Raw genomic sequence first — 14,930 nt, 5'->3', positions numbered from 1 at the left:
GCATGTAAATGAAAGAGCGGATTATCATAACAGGAGCAAATGGTCAATTAGGAAAGCAACTACAAGAAGAGTTAAATCCTGAAGAATATGACATATATCCATTTGATAAAAAGTTACTAGATGTAACAAATATATCCCGAATTCAGCAAGTGGTACAAGAAATAAATCCACATATAATTATTCATTGTGCAGCATATACGAAAGTTGATCATGCTGAGAAAGAACAGGATCTTGCTTATTTAATCAATGCAATAGGAGCTCGAAATATAGCGGTTGCTTCACAATTAGTAGGAGCAAAGTTAGTTTACATTAGTACTGATTATGTATTTCAGGGCGACAGACCGGATGGATACGATGAATTTTATAGTCCAGCGCCGATAAATATATACGGAGCTTCTAAGTATGCAGGAGAGCAGTTCGTCAAAGAGTTACATAATAAATATTTTATCGTTCGTACGTCGTGGCTATATGGTAAGTATGGAAATAATTTTGTGAAAACGATGATGCGATTAGGTAAGGAAAGAGAAGAACTATCTGTTGTAGCGGATCAAATCGGTTCTCCTACGTATGTGGCAGATTTAAATGTGATTATTAATAAGCTCATTCATACTTCTTTATACGGTACGTATCATGTATCAAATAGAGGCTCATGTTCTTGGTTTGAATTTGCTCAAAAAATATTTTTGTATGCAAATATGAAAGTGAATGTATTACCTGTTTCAACCGAAGAATTTGGATCGGCGGCTGCAAGGCCAAAATATTCTATCTTTCAACATAGTATGCTTAGGTTAAATGGTTTTGCACAAATGCCTTCTTGGGAAGAAGGATTAGAGCGTTTTTTTATAGAAACAAAAAGTCATTAACAAATTTATGTTAATGACTTTTTTGTTTGCCTTTAGGCGGTTTTATGGTACTATAATTATAGTATCAGGTACTAATAACAAGTATAAGTATTTCTGGGAGGATATATCATGGAACTATTACAAGGGAAAACATTTGTTGTTATGGGCGTTGCGAACCAAAGAAGTATTGCGTGGGGAATTGCTCGCTCTTTGCATAATGCAGGTGCAAAATTAATTTTCACATATGCAGGAGAACGTTTAGAAAGAAACGTTCGTGAATTAGCGGACACATTAGAAGGACAAGAATCACTTGTATTACCTTGTGATGTAACGAATGATGAAGAACTGACAGCTTGCTTTGAAACGATTAAGCAAGAAGTTGGTACAATTCACGGTGTTGCACACTGTATTGCTTTTGCAAATCGTGACGATTTAAAAGGCGAATTTGTAGATACTTCTCGCGATGGATTTTTACTTGCACAAAATATTAGTGCATTCTCTTTAACAGCTGTAGCAAGAGAAGCGAAAAAAGTGATGACAGAGGGCGGAAATATTTTAACTTTAACATACCTTGGCGGAGAGCGCGTTGTGAAAAACTATAACGTTATGGGTGTTGCGAAAGCTTCATTAGAAGCGAGCGTAAAATATTTAGCGAACGATTTAGGCCAACATGGCATTCGCGTTAACGCTATTTCTGCAGGACCAATTCGTACGTTATCTGCGAAAGGTGTAGGCGACTTTAACTCAATCTTAAGAGAAATTGAGGAGCGCGCACCACTTCGTCGCACAACAACTCCAGAAGAAGTTGGCGATACAGCAGTGTTCTTATTCAGTGATTTAGCACGCGGCGTAACAGGAGAAAACATTCACGTTGATTCAGGATATCATATCCTAGGGTAATTATAATTTTTAAAGGACAGTCTCTAAACGTTGAGACTGTCCTTTTTATTGTTCTCAGAAAGAACGATTTTTAACGAAAGTTCTTGCCACGTTATGAATATAACTATAATAGTACACGATTTATTCAGCTACGTATGGAAGTGGGAGGGACGAGTGTGAAGAATAAAAATAAAAGTTCAACAGTTGGAAAACCGTTGTTATATATTGCGCAAGTAAATTTAGAACTCGCTACACCGAAAATAAAAAGAATTATCTTAACAAACTTTGAAAATGAGGAGCAAAAAGAGAAAAGTAATAGAAATGAAAATATTGTAAGTAGTGCTGTGGAAGAGGTAATAGAACAAGAGCAACAAGTAGAAGAAAAAATAGAAGAAGCACAAGAAGAGCAACAAGAGCAAGAAGAGAAAGAGCCAGTGAGAACGGTCCCGTATAATAAATCATTCAAGGATATGAATAATGATGAAAAAATTCATTTTTTATTAAATCGCCCTCATTATATTCCGAAAGTAAGGTGCAGAATAAAAACAGCTACAGTCTCATATGTTGGATCGATAATATCATATCGTAATGGCATTGTATTCATTATGCCGCAAAATAGTATGAGAGATATTAGGTTGTCTATAGATGATATCCAATCGATTAGTATGGCCGGCTTTTAAATATGTAAAGGTGGTAGAAATCTTCTACCACCCAAATAGTTTTTTAGTTTACTTAAATTAACTTATTAGATAGAAACGTCGCGTAAGCATTGAATAGCACAGAAACAGCTTAAATCAACAGTAATGCAAGTAGATGTTGATACTAGTCTTGCATTTGGTACAGCTAAAAACGTACAAATTGGATTGTCATTAGGCGGTATAGTAGAGCCATCACCTAATACTACAGTTAACACACGCAGCACCGCACAGCTATCATCGTCTACGCTTTCCACACGGAAAATTGGAGATTGGCAGCTAGTAAGGCTTGCAGATGGTGCAAATGCTTCAAATGGCGTTCCAGCTTTTGTGTATAAAATAAAAGGGCGTGTATTTGCTACTGATGCAGTATTGTGTGCTCCTAAAAATGGGATTTCACAACCAGATCCACACGTCGTAGTAGAACAATCTTGTAGTTCATTGATGAATTTTACAACGTCAACTACACAATGAGAAGAGCTATGGTGTTTATTTTCGTTACAACTCATTAATGTCACTCCTTATCTTCTTGTTTGTATTTACATTAATAAGATATTGGAGTCGAGGAGATTTGGTCACAATCTTAAGACCTTTTTTTTTAAATAGGCGAAAGAAGATAAGGGAAGGTGGAATCATGCTGTTTACAAGTTGGCTTTTATTTTTTATTTTCGCTTTAGCTGCTTTTAGGCTCACTCGTCTAATTGTATATGATAAAATTACAGTTTTTTTGCGAAGACCGTTTATTGACGAAATAGAGGTTACGGAGCCAGATGGAAGTGTATCAACGTTTACAAAAGTAAAAGGGAAAGGATTAAGAAAGTGGATTGGTGAATTATTAAGCTGTTATTGGTGTACAGGTGTATGGGTTAGTGCTTTTCTATTAGTTTTATATAATTGGATTCCCGTCGTTGCAGAGCCATTACTTGCATTATTAGCTATTGCAGGTGCAGCAGCAATTATTGAAACGATTACAGGATATTTTATAGGAGAATAATATATTTTCATAATACGAGAGGAAGCGGAGTTTAAAAGAATGAGGGAACGGAAATAAAGAGTTGTTCATATAGTAAATAGACAGAATTGACAGTAGAGGAGATGTTTGCTGTGAGCAATAATCCAAGGAAAAATTCATATGACCTGCAGCAATGGTATCATATACAGCAACAACACCAAGCACAACAACAGGCACATCAAGAACAATTACAGCAACAAGGATTTGTGAAGAAAAAGGGATGTAATTGTGGGAAAAAGAAGAACACAATAAAACACTATGAAGAATGAAGCACTCATGTTACTGTGAGTGTTTTTTATTGTACATATAAAAAGCGGTATTTCAAAGGAGAAATACCGCTTTTTACTAGCTAATTTGTGCAACTGTTAATGCCGCAGCACGAATGTCTACAGTTCCAAATAATTCAACTGGTACGATTTGAACTAAGTCGCCGGGATTCAAGTTAATAAGAATAACACCACTAGAAACATCTACTTCCCCAGTGCCGATAATGTTAGCACGGACTGCTGTTCCTGATCCTGGAATAACGTTATCTGGTGTGTCCAATGTTAAGAAGAACCGGGCAGCGTTTGGTGGAGCAGGAACATTTTCAAGACTTACCGTTAATGTATAACTGATTTGATAAATACCAGCTACTTGAATTCGAATGCCATTTCCGACACTTACTGTATTGTTTATTACAGGAACAGTAAGATTTGGGTTTGGACTTACGCTAGGTAATAGTAATGGTGTGAATAATGAAGCGAACTGAGGTGCTGAAGCGTTGAAAGCAAAACCGAAGGCTGGTAGTGTACTAGCTGGTTGTGCCTCACAATCAATTTTAGTAAATTCGCAATCAGAAGAGAACATGTTTTTCACTCCTTTATCTGTTTCTACTTTCAGTTAATGAAAAGGACAGGTTCTATGTTCTAGACAAGTTCCCAATTTTATAAAAAATACATAATAATACCTTTTAAGCATGGATTGGGTGGCAGAAAACTCTGCCACCCAATCCATGCTTAAATTAATATTTAGTTTTATATAGAAACATCGCGTAAGCATTGAATAGCGCAGAAGCAACTTAAATCAACAGTAAGACAAGTGGCGGTTGACACTAGTCTTGCATTTGGTACAGCTAAAAACGTACAGATTGGGTCGTCACCAGGTGGTACAGAGGTACCATCCCCTAAAACTACAGTTAATACACGCAATACAGCGCAATCATCATCATCTATACTCTCGACACGGAAAATGGGAGATTGGCAACTAGTAAGGCTTGCAGATGGCGCGAATGCTTCAAATGGTGTTCCGGCCTTTGTGTATAAAATAAAAGGACGTGTATTCGCTACGGATGCACTATTATGCGCTCCTAAAAATGGGACTTCGCAACCAGATCCGCATGTTGTAGTTGCACATTCTTGTAGTTCATGTATAAAACGAACGACATTAGATACACAGTTGAAATCACAATCATGGTGATGATGATCTTCATTACAATTGCAGCTCATTATGTTCACTCCTTATCGTGAGTTCTGACATACACTATTACAATATGAACGTGATATGGTTGATATTACGTTAATTCTCAGGATAGAAACAGGGAATTTATATAGAGGGGATGTACATAGTGTGATATGCAAAAAGACACCCTTATTTAATGGATGTCTTTTCAGGTAAATCTTTTCGCGTAGTATATAAAAAACGAGATATATCTAGTTTCTTTCCTCTGAAAAATTGCGGGGAGGAAATATAAAGTTCTTCTTTAGCGCGTGTAATGGCGACATAGAGTAATCGTCTTTCTTCTTCTAATGCTTCAGAAGTATCCGTCACACGGTCATTTGCATCTTTTAAAGAAGAAGTATGCGGCAATATACCATCGCTTGCACCAAGTAAAAAGACGCATGGAAACTCAAGGCCTTTCGCGTTATGAATTGACATAAGTGATACGGCATCTTTTTGCGGCATTGTTTTTAATGCTTCCATTTCTTTTTGACCTTGAATCGCCTCGTCAATAAATTGTAAGTAAGCTGGAATATCGGTGAAACGAGTTGCAGACTCCATTAATTCTTCTAACATTTCTTCTTGTATGTCTTTATGCATCGTAAAGGAAGAACGATCGTTACTTTGTAAGTACTCTAAATATTTTCCTTTACCATGAATAATTTCTTTTAATGCCTTTTTCGGTTCTAATTCTTTTATAAATTTAATAAAATCGATGCGCTCATTTACCTTTTTCACTTGAAAAGGTTTCAAGCTCGGATTTAATAATAAGAAATGAAGAAGAGAAGGGAAACGCCCCTCACCATATTTCCATTGCTCCCGTTCAATAAATGAAATACATTCATCACGGCCGATATACATCGTCGGCAATATGTTAGAAAGGGATTCTAGGCGAAACGGTTCTAGCACGAGTCGTAAATGATCTAATACAGGCTTAATTAAAGAGTGCTCGTAAAATGATTGACTCGCACCGTGTTTAATAAACGGGATTTTATGAATTGTAAGCTGATCAAGTAACGAACGACTTACAGAATGTGTGCGATACAGTAAACAAAAATCTTTATAGTTTCGCTCACCGCTATCTACCTTTTCTTGAATGAGCTGCAAAATTTGATTTGCTTCATCAAGAGTTGTAGCTGGTCGTGCGTAAAATGGTTGTACACCCTCTTCACGAACAGAATATAGCTCTTTATCAAAACGTTCTTGATTTAGCTTGATAACTTCATTTCCAAGTCCAACGATAAATGGATTGGATCGATAATTCGTATTAAGCGCAATAATCGTTGTATTATCAAATTCTTTTGGAAAAGATAAAATAATTTGGTGACTTGCTCCTCGCCAACCGTAAATCGCTTGATCGTCATCACCTGCGATAAATAAATTATTTCTTGGCGTGGCTAACAATTTTACAATTTCATATTGTGCATACGATGTATCTTGGAACTCATCTACTTCAATGTAGTGAAAACGTTGTTGCAATTGAGTAAGCAAAGGAGCATTATTTTCTAACATATAATACGTTTCTAATAAGATGTCGTCAAAATCGATATAATTGTATCGTTGTTTTACCTCTTCAAAACGTTCGTATACTTCTTTGAATTCTTGTTCAACCGGTGTTTTCGCTTTTACATCTTTCGGACGATTCAATTTGTTTTTCTCAAGTGAAATCATAGCGAGTATTGTTTCAGCATCATAATCGTCTTTTAAGCGTAATTCTTTCAAAATTTTCTTTATCATAATTTGTTTATGTTTTTCATTTGCTAAAATTTGCTGATTATATCCTTGACTACGAAGCAATTTTAAAAAGACAGAGTGGAATGTACCAGCAACAACATAGTTACTTGCAGCATGATTCATACCAGGCAAGTTTGCTACACGACTTCGGATTTCTTCAGCTGCTTTTTGTGTAAACGTAAGCAGTAAAATATTTCGCGGATGAACATGTTTTACATTAACTAAATAACCAACGCGAGTTGTTAAAACAGATGTTTTACCACTTCCAGCGCCAGCTAGTGTAAGAACAGGTCCTTCTGTCGTTTGCACTGCTTCTAACTGTTTTTCATTTAAATAAATACCTTGCTGTTCTAAAGCACGGAAATACGCCGCATCTGCATCTTCTTCCATAATTAAATGGGTAGACGTTTTCGGAATATGGTATGTCGCTTGCGGAATGCCAGCATGTGTTAACGATTTTTGTGAAAATTTTTCTTGTGTCATATATTCACCTTCAAAACTATAGCATCAACATTTAACTTTAGCGGAAGAAAAAGAAAATAGCAATGTAAAAAACAGGAGGGGTTACCTCCTGCTACAAATTTATTCCGCTATTTGCGGGCAGTAAAACTCCAAACTCAAAATTCAGGTGGGAGATCAACTGCCCGTAAACGCCCGATTGGTGAAGGCCAATAATCAGTGGGGATGAACAAAACCCCACTGATTAAAGTTTCACTTTACAATTCTTTTATCATTACGACGTGCGGGATATTTGCTTCCATAAACACATCAGAAGCCGTTACGTATCCTAGCTTTTTATAGAAAACTTCAGCATGTGTTTGGGCATGAAGTTTCAATTTCGGTAAAGACTCTTCCTTTGCGTAAGCTTCAAGTGCATCCATAATGATTTTGCCAATTCCTTTTTTACGATGGGAAGCTAGTACACAAATGCGTTCCATTTTCCCTATTCCATCAACGATGCGAAAGCGACCTGCACCGACTGGAATGTCATTGTCATATGCAACAACGTGCGCCGATGTATCTTCGAATTCATCGTACTCTTCTTCAGAAGAAACACGTTGTTCTTCAACAAAAACTTGTTTACGTACGGAGAATGCATCACTTAGCTGCGCGTCTGTTTGTACGATTTGTGCGTGCAAGTTAGTTGTTCCCCTTTCCAAGGTGGAATGTTTCATGTACAGTCCAAGTTCCGTTTTCTAATTGATATAGAAGGTGGAAACGATCAATTGGTTGTTCATAATAGAAATCTTTCATACGTAATCGACCTAATACATCAGCATGCTCTGCATCTGATAAGTCTTGACCGATTGTTAAATGAGGTACGAAAGAGTATTCACGCTCTTGTGTAAAGAAACCATTATGCATTTCTTCATTTAAGAAAGTTAGTTCAGGTGTTTTTTCTACTTTAAAATAAAGGACATTATTAACAGGTGCGAATGAACCGACTTTTCCAACATGAAGGGTGAAAGGGTTCGTTTTATTTGCGATTGTATGTAACTCGTTTACAATCGATTCTAGTTGATCATCTTGCGTCTCAAAGGGTGTTTTCAATGTAATATGTGGCGGAACTAATGCGTAGTGCGGATCATAACGTTTACGCAATCCGTTCGCTTTATCTTGAATCATTTTTGATGGAAAAATTACAATGCCTAATTTCATGTTCCAATTCCTCCCTTTGTAAGTCTAGTTAGATTTTGAGAATAAATCTCTTAATCTATTATATCAAATTATTCTGAATACTGCTCTCTATTATTTCATTGATAGAATATGAGAAAATGCTTTCGGCAAGTCTGCTTGCCAATACTTCCAAGTGTGATTCCCTTCAAACTCTTCATAATGGGTGATGAAATTTCTATCTGTAAGAAGTGTATTTAACTCGCGATTTGGTTCTACGAAATCAGATACTTGTCCGTCTGTGCGCTTTACAGCTGTTTCTTCTGTCCCAATGATGTGATAAAGTTCTAACGCCTGTGGATCTTTGAAGTCTTTTGCTAAGTTCATGACTGTTTCATCAACAAATGGTGATTGCATAACGACTTTACCGAATGTATGCGGATACATAAGCGCAGTCATGAAAGATACTGTACCACCAAGAGAATCTCCAATTAAAACGCGACCTTTACCCATTTGATACGTTGGATAATTTTCATCAATATATGGAGCAAGCTCGTGAGCAAGGAAACGAATGTAAGCAGCATTTTTTACATCATTCGGGAAATATTTTTCCTTACGATCGTGTACATTTTTATATGGAATACCGACAATAATTGTGCGGTCGATTTCTTCAGTTTCACGAAGACGCTCAATTACACGGTGTGCTTTACCAAGCTGAAAATAATCTCTACCATCTTGTGCAATAACAACCGTATGCTTATGGAGAGGTGTGTAATTTACTGGTAAATAAACAAGAAGTGTAAGTTCCTCTTGAAGTGATGTACTAAAAAATGAAATTTCTTCAATTCGCCCTATTGTTTGATTCATGTATATCCCCCTAAATAAAAATTTACTATGATTGTAAGAGCGACGCTTGTAGTGAAAAGGAAAGAAATATTCACTAATAGGTGCCTCAATTTCTATTTTACCATAATGGTACGAAGAATCTAAAAAATTAGTATTTAAGTTATGAAAGAAAACGGATATAATGAAGTGGGATTTTTTGCAGGTGAGAGGGGAGACAAGGTTTGAAACAAGAAAAATCAATCGCACTACCATTAGCAATTTCAATTATAGCAATTTCATTCGCAGCAGTTTTTGTAAAGATGTCCTCAGCACCATCTTCTATTTTAAGTATGTATCGATTATGGATTATCGTGCTTATTATGCTGCCAATCGTTTGGAAAAAGCGGGAAGAGTTTAGTAGGATTCAAAGAAAAGATTGGGGATTTTTAATTGGATCTGGTTTCTTTTTAGCGCTTCATTTTCTTTTATGGTTTGAATCTTTAAAGCATACGACAGTTGCTAGTTCGACGATTATTTTAGCACTTCAACCAATCGTATCTTTAGTTGGAGGTTTTTTCTTATTTAAAGAAAGAACAACATACTCAGCTATTGCGACAATGGGAATTGCGATACTAGGTGTAATGTGTATTGGCTGGGGAGATTTAGGGCTAAGTGAACAAGCAATTTATGGGGATATATTATCCTTTTTAAGTGTGATAGCAGTTGTCGGTTATTTATTTATCGGGCAAACGACAGTAAAGAAAGTATCACACTGGATTTACAGCTTTACAGTTTTTGCATTCGCAGGTATTTTTATGGGGATTTATAATATAGTGCTGCAAGTACCTTTTACAGGTTATACGAAGTGGGACTGGACCGTTTTTCTTTTACTTGCGATTGTGCCAACAGTGTCACATGTCATTAATAACTGGTTATTAAACTACGTAAATGCAACAACAATTTCAATGAGTATTTTAGGAGAACCAGTTGGAGCAACTATACTAGCGTTCTTCTTACTTGGGGAAAAATTAAACGCAATGCAAATTATCGGTAGCATGCTCGTATTGTTTGGTGTATCTGTTTTCTTACTGCAGCAACAAAAACGAACATCAAAAAATGTGGTGAACGAACCGGCTTATACACAGGAATTATAACGAGCCTATTCTAATATACGAAAAGAGAAGTTATTGGTAACTTCTCTTTTTTTGTTCTATGCAGAAAATAAAACAGATCAATAGGGGGAATTCCCGCCATATAGCATGAAAAAAGATAATATAAAGTGGAGTTACATCATACGTTTCTCATACAAATATAGAAGGGGAAAGGAGAGACCAAATGAAAGATATTTTAATGAAATACATGACGAAGCTTACAACATTAAGCGAAGAGCAGCAGCGTATAATCGTGGAAGAATTACAAATTGAAGAATATAAAAAAGGAACAGTACTCCTAAGACAAGGAGATGTTCCATCTAAATGTTACTTTGTATTAACAGGATGCGTGAGGCAACATTGTATAGATGAAGCCGGGAAAGAAGTTACATCAAATTTTTATACAGAAGAACAAGCAATTGCAAATTTCAATCATCATAAACCAGATAAATCATCCCCACATACATTAACGTGTCTAGAAGACTGCCTAGTTGTAGTTGGCGACCTGTATTGTGAAAAGGACATGTATAAGAAATATTCACAGTTAGAAGAAATGACACGTCAAATGATTGAATACAATTTTGGTGAGGTACAAGAAGAACTTACATTATTTATTGCATCGACACCAGAAGAGCGCTACAAATCATTATTACAAAAACGACCTCATTTAATCAATCGTGTTCCTCAATATCAATTGGCAAGTTATCTAGGTATTACGCCAGAATCATTAAGTAGAATTAAGAAACGACTCAAACAGTAGAGTTTTTTCCACCTCTAATCAATAGCCATATACTAAATCCTAGTTCACCTGCGATCATCGGTAGTTGAAAGACAACATTAAGAATGGAAATCATCGCATCATATTGTGAAAACATTGTATTCATGACGTGAATTACGATATAACCGATAGCAGCGATGAATAGTAATACACTAATCAATTTCGGTATTTGTTTAGATAGAAAAGTTACATATCCTAAAGCGAAAAGATGTAAGCCGAAAATGATTAACCCTACAGACCAAATGTATTCAAAAGCTTCTAGAAATAACATTGTATATGCTTCTGAATTGGCAACTGTACTTTTTGAAAGAAGTAATACAAATGTTAAATTGAATATAGCAATCCCAAGTATAGCTGTATACATAAGACGAAGACAGGTAGCTAGTAATGAGAGGCTAGCATGGATAGGTTTTAGAAAGAAATAAAGAGCCCAAGAGGCGATAATATCCGTAATGAAAATGATAATCCATCCGAAAATTTCTGCTTTGAAAAGTGAACTTGAAGTTTGAATATTATGGAGTGTCGTGCTCGCATTACTTGGTAAAACGAGATTTCCGTGAACAAAACCGTAAGAAAAAAATGCAGTGAATGCCATGATAAGAAGAGAAGTGCCTGCAAATAAGGCAAATTTTCGCTCAGTCATAATACGTCCTCCTATTCTAATGTTGTTTTCATTGTAATAGGGAAGAGGAGGAGATTCATTGACTTAAATCAAGAGAGGGGAAGTTTAGTGGAATTTCCATCAAAAAAAGATGTATGGTTATATCCGATTTTTTTCGTTGTCATTGGAGCGTGTTTTGCTCCCATATTTGTAGGGAGAGAATATTTTCTTTTATTTTTTACAATTCCGTTAGCAATATTATTTATTTGGAGTTGGTTTTCGACAAAATATATTGTCGGAGAAGAAACAATTACTATTAGATCTGGTCTCGTTAAAAAGCGCATATTTATACGAGATATAAAACAAATTTCAAATACGAAAAATCCAATAGCAGCTCATGCATTATCATTCGATCGACTTGAAATTGTTTACGGGTCATATGAAACAGAGATTATTTCTCCTAAAAATAAAGAACAGTTTATTAATCTTGTGAAAAGTAAAAATCCGCACATTGAAATGAAGTAAAAGAGTGGCTTCGTAGCCACTCTTTTACTTTGGGTTTGTCATATAAGGTTGTACATGAATGACGCATAGGTCACGAAATTTCCCCTCAGCAGTTGTAACAATTACGACCGCTCTTCCTGCACTTTTTCCAGTAATCGTTACCGTATCACCTTTTGGATACATTGTGATGACATCAGCATTCATATTTGTCCAAATAAGTTCTTTATTCGTTGCTTGCACTGGCAAAACGGAAGCTGATAACTCAATGCTTTGTCCAGTTCTTACTTTCAACTTATTTTTTTCCATATGAACACCGATGACTGAAATAACAGAAGGAGCAATAGAAATTTTGGGTGGATTAGGTTGTATGTTTAAACAAGAAGCAGAAGTATTTGTGATAGGTGAAAATTTTCTTATATGTTGTCGCTGGAAAGCTGCTAACATGTTGGAGTCCCCTTTCTGTATAAGTGCTGATACTAATACTATAAAGGAGTAGTGTTATGTTAAATTTAACGAAACATAAAGAATTTGTTAAATTTGAGAAGAAGATTGTCGAACTGTAATAAAAAAGCACTGCTGTTATTGTGACAGCAGTGCTTCCTTTTTATAGATTATGACGATGTTGTTTTTCAAAATCCTCAAAGTGCTCTTCAACTTCTTTTGAAGGCTGTGTTAGTAAACTAACAATTACGATTACTAGTAAACTAATAGCGAAACCAGGAATCATTTCATATAAGAAATCTTTTAAGAATTTGAATTGAGTCCAAATAATTACTGTAGCGGCACCTGAAATCATACCAGCAAGCGCACCCCATTTTGTCATGCGTTTCCAATATAAGCTTAATAAAATAGCTGGTCCGAATGAAGAACCAAATCCAGCCCAAGCGTATCCAACAAGAGCTAAAATCGTATCATTTTGTTTAAACGCTAATGCGCACCCAACTAAGGCGATAACAAGTACAGCCATACGACCGACAAATACAAGCTCTTTATCAGAAGCAGAGCGTTTAAAGAATGTACGATATAAATCTTCTGTTATAGCACTAGAGGTAACAAGAAGCTGAGATGAGATTGTACTCATAATCGCTGCTAAAATAGCTGCTAATAAAAATCCAGTAATAAGTGGGTGGAATAAAATTTTTCCTAGTTCAAGGAAAATTGTCTCTGGGTTAGATAATGTCAACCCTTGTTGTGAATAGTAAGCAATACCGATAAGACCAGTAAACATAGCTCCGACAACAGAGAAAATCATCCAGCTCATACCAATTCTTCGTGCGCTTTTAATTTCTTTTACAGACGAAATTGCCATAAAGCGTACGATAATATGAGGTTGTCCAACATAACCAAGGCCCCATGCGAATAAAGAAATCATTCCTAAAGTAGAGGCACCTTTAAAAATATCTAAACGTGTTGGATCTACAGATCGAATCGTATCAAACGCAGGTCCAAGTCCGTTCGAATTCATAATTGTTACGATAGGAACAAGAATAAGAGCGATTACCATAATGATTCCTTGCACGAAGTCTGTCCAACTTACCGCTAAGAAACCACCAAATAGTGTGTAAGCCACGACAACTGCTGCGACAATGAATAATCCAACATGATAGTTCATACCAAATGAATTTTCAAATAATACAGCGCCTGAAACTAGTCCTGAAGCTACATAGAAAGTAAAGAAAATCATAATAACAAGTCCGGATACTAAGCGTAGCATATGAGATTTGTCGTGGAAACGGTGTTCCAAAAATTCTGGGATAGTAATAGAGTTGTTTGCAATTTCTGAGTAGGTACGTAAGCGAGGAGCGACATAAAGCCAGTTTGCGTATGCGCCTAGTGTTAGGCCGATCGCAATCCAACTACTACTTAATCCAACGCTAAACATTGCACCGGGTAATCCCATTAAAAGCCAACCACTCATATCGGATGCTCCAGCACTTAATGCTGTTACTGCGGGGCCTAGTGTACGCCCGCCAAGCATATAATCTGTTAAGTTGGACGTTCGTTTGTAGGCGAAATAGCCGATTACTAACATCCCGAGCATGTAAATAGAGATAGAAGTTAAAGTTAACATCTGCGTACTCATGTAGTTCCCCTTCCTTTTGTAATGTCTTTTGATGCATTTTGCATATTTATAATCTATCATGATTATTCAGAAAAATCCATTCTAAAATACGAATTTTCTGAAATGTAAGCGTTTTTCGACAATGTTTTTCTTTTGTAATATATAATTTTATGACAAAAAACCTTAATTTAAATAGAGTATTTATTATATTTACATAAAAATAGGTTGTTTTGTCAATATAATATTGAATGAAGAAAAAATATTTTTTTCGGAAAAAGCATTGACTTTTTAGAAACGTGAGGAATATAATGAGTGCAACTTAAAAAAATGCAAGCGTTGATGAAGAAGAGTACACATGATGAACATGTCAGAGAGCTGATGGTTGGTGCGAATCAGTATGGAATTGATGTGGAATGGGCTTCGGAGCTTCCAAACCGAAACGAAAGAAGTAGGCTTTGGCGACATGATCTCATCGATACAAGAGACACGTATTGTTTTTGATACGGTAAAGTGCGTTACATTCGTAACGAATTAAGGTGGCACCACGGGAGTACCCGTCCTTTCTATAGGATGAGTACTCCCTTTTTGTGTATAAAAAATTAAATAAATGAAATCGTTTAAGTAAGAAGAGTACGTATATTTGGAGACGTTACAGAGAGCCGGGGGCAGGTGGGAGCCCGGTACGGTACCATATACGGAATGGGCTTACGAGAGGTATGCTGAACAATTTCTATTCAGTAGGCAACCCGGGTTC

At 36.1% G+C, this 14,930-nt stretch carries 18 protein-coding genes and 2 other annotated features (1 of these 20 only partly in view); of the genes, 8 read left to right on the top strand and 10 right to left on the bottom strand.

Annotated elements, in window-relative coordinates:
* Positions 1-8 precede the first annotated feature (8 nt).
* From rfbD to ACP6L7_RS06495, 3 genes are all read left to right on the top strand, one after another.
* A complete protein-coding gene (gene rfbD / locus ACP6L7_RS06505) occupies positions 9-863 on the top strand; it encodes a dTDP-4-dehydrorhamnose reductase (protein WP_097830056.1) in 855 nt (284 codons plus the stop codon).
* A gap of 108 nt (positions 864-971) precedes the next feature.
* Complete coding sequence (gene fabI, locus ACP6L7_RS06500; protein WP_000421885.1) at positions 972-1,742, top strand: enoyl-ACP reductase FabI; 771 nt, start codon at positions 972-974, stop codon at positions 1,740-1,742.
* A gap of 134 nt (positions 1,743-1,876) precedes the next feature.
* Positions 1,877-2,401: a spore coat CotO family protein gene (locus ACP6L7_RS06495; RefSeq protein WP_097830183.1), complete on the top strand. Its 525-nt coding sequence runs from the start codon at positions 1,877-1,879 to the stop codon at positions 2,399-2,401.
* A 65-nt stretch (positions 2,402-2,466) separates the two neighbouring features.
* Here the strand turns inward: ACP6L7_RS06495 and exsY are convergent, their stop codons facing one another.
* The gene (exsY, locus tag ACP6L7_RS06490; protein ID WP_097830057.1) at positions 2,467-2,925 is read right to left on the bottom strand and encodes an exosporium assembly protein ExsY; all 459 of its coding nucleotides are present in this window, start codon (positions 2,923-2,925) and stop codon (positions 2,467-2,469) included.
* A gap of 125 nt (positions 2,926-3,050) precedes the next feature.
* Between exsY and ACP6L7_RS06485 the strand changes: the two genes are divergently transcribed.
* Both ACP6L7_RS06485 and ACP6L7_RS06480 read left to right on the top strand, forming a co-directional pair.
* A complete protein-coding gene (locus ACP6L7_RS06485) occupies positions 3,051-3,410 on the top strand; it encodes a DUF1360 domain-containing protein (protein ID WP_430528970.1) in 360 nt (119 codons plus the stop codon).
* A 101-nt stretch (positions 3,411-3,511) separates the two neighbouring features.
* Entirely contained in the window at positions 3,512-3,697 is a 186-nt protein-coding gene (locus tag ACP6L7_RS06480; protein WP_097830059.1) for a cytochrome C oxidase subunit III, read from the top strand.
* Between the two features lie 76 nt (positions 3,698-3,773).
* Here ACP6L7_RS06480 and exsF read toward each other — a convergent pair whose 3' ends face one another.
* The 6 genes from exsF to ACP6L7_RS06450 all read right to left on the bottom strand — a co-directional run bounded on the left by exsF (position 3,774) and on the right by ACP6L7_RS06450 (position 9,122).
* The gene (gene exsF / locus ACP6L7_RS06475; RefSeq protein ID WP_097830060.1) at positions 3,774-4,277 is read right to left on the bottom strand and encodes an exosporium protein ExsF; all 504 of its coding nucleotides are present in this window, start codon (positions 4,275-4,277) and stop codon (positions 3,774-3,776) included.
* A gap of 167 nt (positions 4,278-4,444) precedes the next feature.
* Positions 4,445-4,915, bottom strand: coding sequence for a spore coat protein CotY (cotY, locus tag ACP6L7_RS06470; protein ID WP_097830061.1), 471 nt, complete (start codon positions 4,913-4,915; stop codon positions 4,445-4,447).
* A 142-nt stretch (positions 4,916-5,057) separates the two neighbouring features.
* Complete coding sequence (locus ACP6L7_RS06465) at positions 5,058-7,124, bottom strand: ATP-dependent helicase (protein WP_097830062.1); 2,067 nt, start codon at positions 7,122-7,124, stop codon at positions 5,058-5,060.
* 233 nt (positions 7,125-7,357) lie between these two features.
* Positions 7,358-7,780 carry a GNAT family N-acetyltransferase gene (locus ACP6L7_RS06460; protein WP_097830063.1) on the bottom strand — a complete coding sequence of 141 codons (423 nt, stop codon included), beginning with the start codon at positions 7,778-7,780 and terminating at the stop codon, positions 7,358-7,360.
* A gap of 1 nt (position 7,781) precedes the next feature.
* Entirely contained in the window at positions 7,782-8,300 is a 519-nt protein-coding gene (locus ACP6L7_RS06455; RefSeq protein ID WP_070141304.1) for a YjcG family protein, read from the bottom strand.
* 90 nt (positions 8,301-8,390) lie between these two features.
* Positions 8,391-9,122 carry an alpha/beta hydrolase gene (locus tag ACP6L7_RS06450; protein ID WP_097830064.1) on the bottom strand — a complete coding sequence of 244 codons (732 nt, stop codon included), beginning with the start codon at positions 9,120-9,122 and terminating at the stop codon, positions 8,391-8,393.
* A gap of 200 nt (positions 9,123-9,322) precedes the next feature.
* On the opposite strand from ACP6L7_RS06450, the gene ACP6L7_RS06445 reads away from it, so the two are divergent.
* Positions 9,323-10,234: a DMT family transporter gene (locus ACP6L7_RS06445; protein WP_097830065.1), complete on the top strand. Its 912-nt coding sequence runs from the start codon at positions 9,323-9,325 to the stop codon at positions 10,232-10,234.
* Between the two features lie 181 nt (positions 10,235-10,415).
* On the top strand, positions 10,416-10,991 hold the full coding sequence (locus ACP6L7_RS06440; protein WP_097830066.1) for a Crp/Fnr family transcriptional regulator: 576 nt from the start codon (positions 10,416-10,418) through the stop codon (positions 10,989-10,991).
* On the opposite strand, the gene ACP6L7_RS06435 is transcribed toward ACP6L7_RS06440, so the two are convergent.
* Entirely contained in the window at positions 10,981-11,652 is a 672-nt protein-coding gene (locus ACP6L7_RS06435) for a DUF4386 domain-containing protein (protein ID WP_097830067.1), read from the bottom strand. The genes ACP6L7_RS06440 and ACP6L7_RS06435 overlap by 11 nt on opposite strands.
* An 87-nt stretch (positions 11,653-11,739) precedes the next feature.
* Here ACP6L7_RS06435 and ACP6L7_RS06430 point away from each other — a divergent pair, with 87 nt between their 5' ends.
* Positions 11,740-12,135, top strand: coding sequence for a PH domain-containing protein (locus tag ACP6L7_RS06430; RefSeq protein WP_097830068.1), 396 nt, complete (start codon positions 11,740-11,742; stop codon positions 12,133-12,135).
* Positions 12,136-12,159: 24 nt separating this feature from the next.
* On the opposite strand, the gene ACP6L7_RS06425 is transcribed toward ACP6L7_RS06430, so the two are convergent.
* Both ACP6L7_RS06425 and putP read right to left on the bottom strand, forming a co-directional pair.
* Positions 12,160-12,558 (bottom strand): Ig-like domain-containing protein, encoded by a 399-nt coding sequence (locus tag ACP6L7_RS06425; RefSeq protein ID WP_097830069.1) that lies wholly within the window; start codon positions 12,556-12,558, stop codon positions 12,160-12,162.
* 160 nt (positions 12,559-12,718) lie between these two features.
* Entirely contained in the window at positions 12,719-14,197 is a 1,479-nt protein-coding gene (gene putP, locus ACP6L7_RS06420) for a sodium/proline symporter PutP (protein ID WP_097830070.1), read from the bottom strand.
* A 306-nt stretch (positions 14,198-14,503) separates the two neighbouring features.
* Positions 14,504-14,741, top strand: a binding site (T-box leader).
* Positions 14,742-14,783: 42 nt separating this feature from the next.
* Positions 14,784-14,930: a binding site (T-box leader), on the top strand; it runs 100 nt beyond the window's last position.

This window comes from Bacillus silvicola (assembly GCF_050524305.1).
In the GTDB taxonomy this organism is placed as follows: Bacteria; Bacillota; Bacilli; order Bacillales; family Bacillaceae_G; genus Bacillus_A; species Bacillus_A cereus_AT.
The sequence above is the reverse complement of the archived record's forward strand: the minus strand, read 5'-3'. Positions and strand labels throughout refer to the sequence as shown.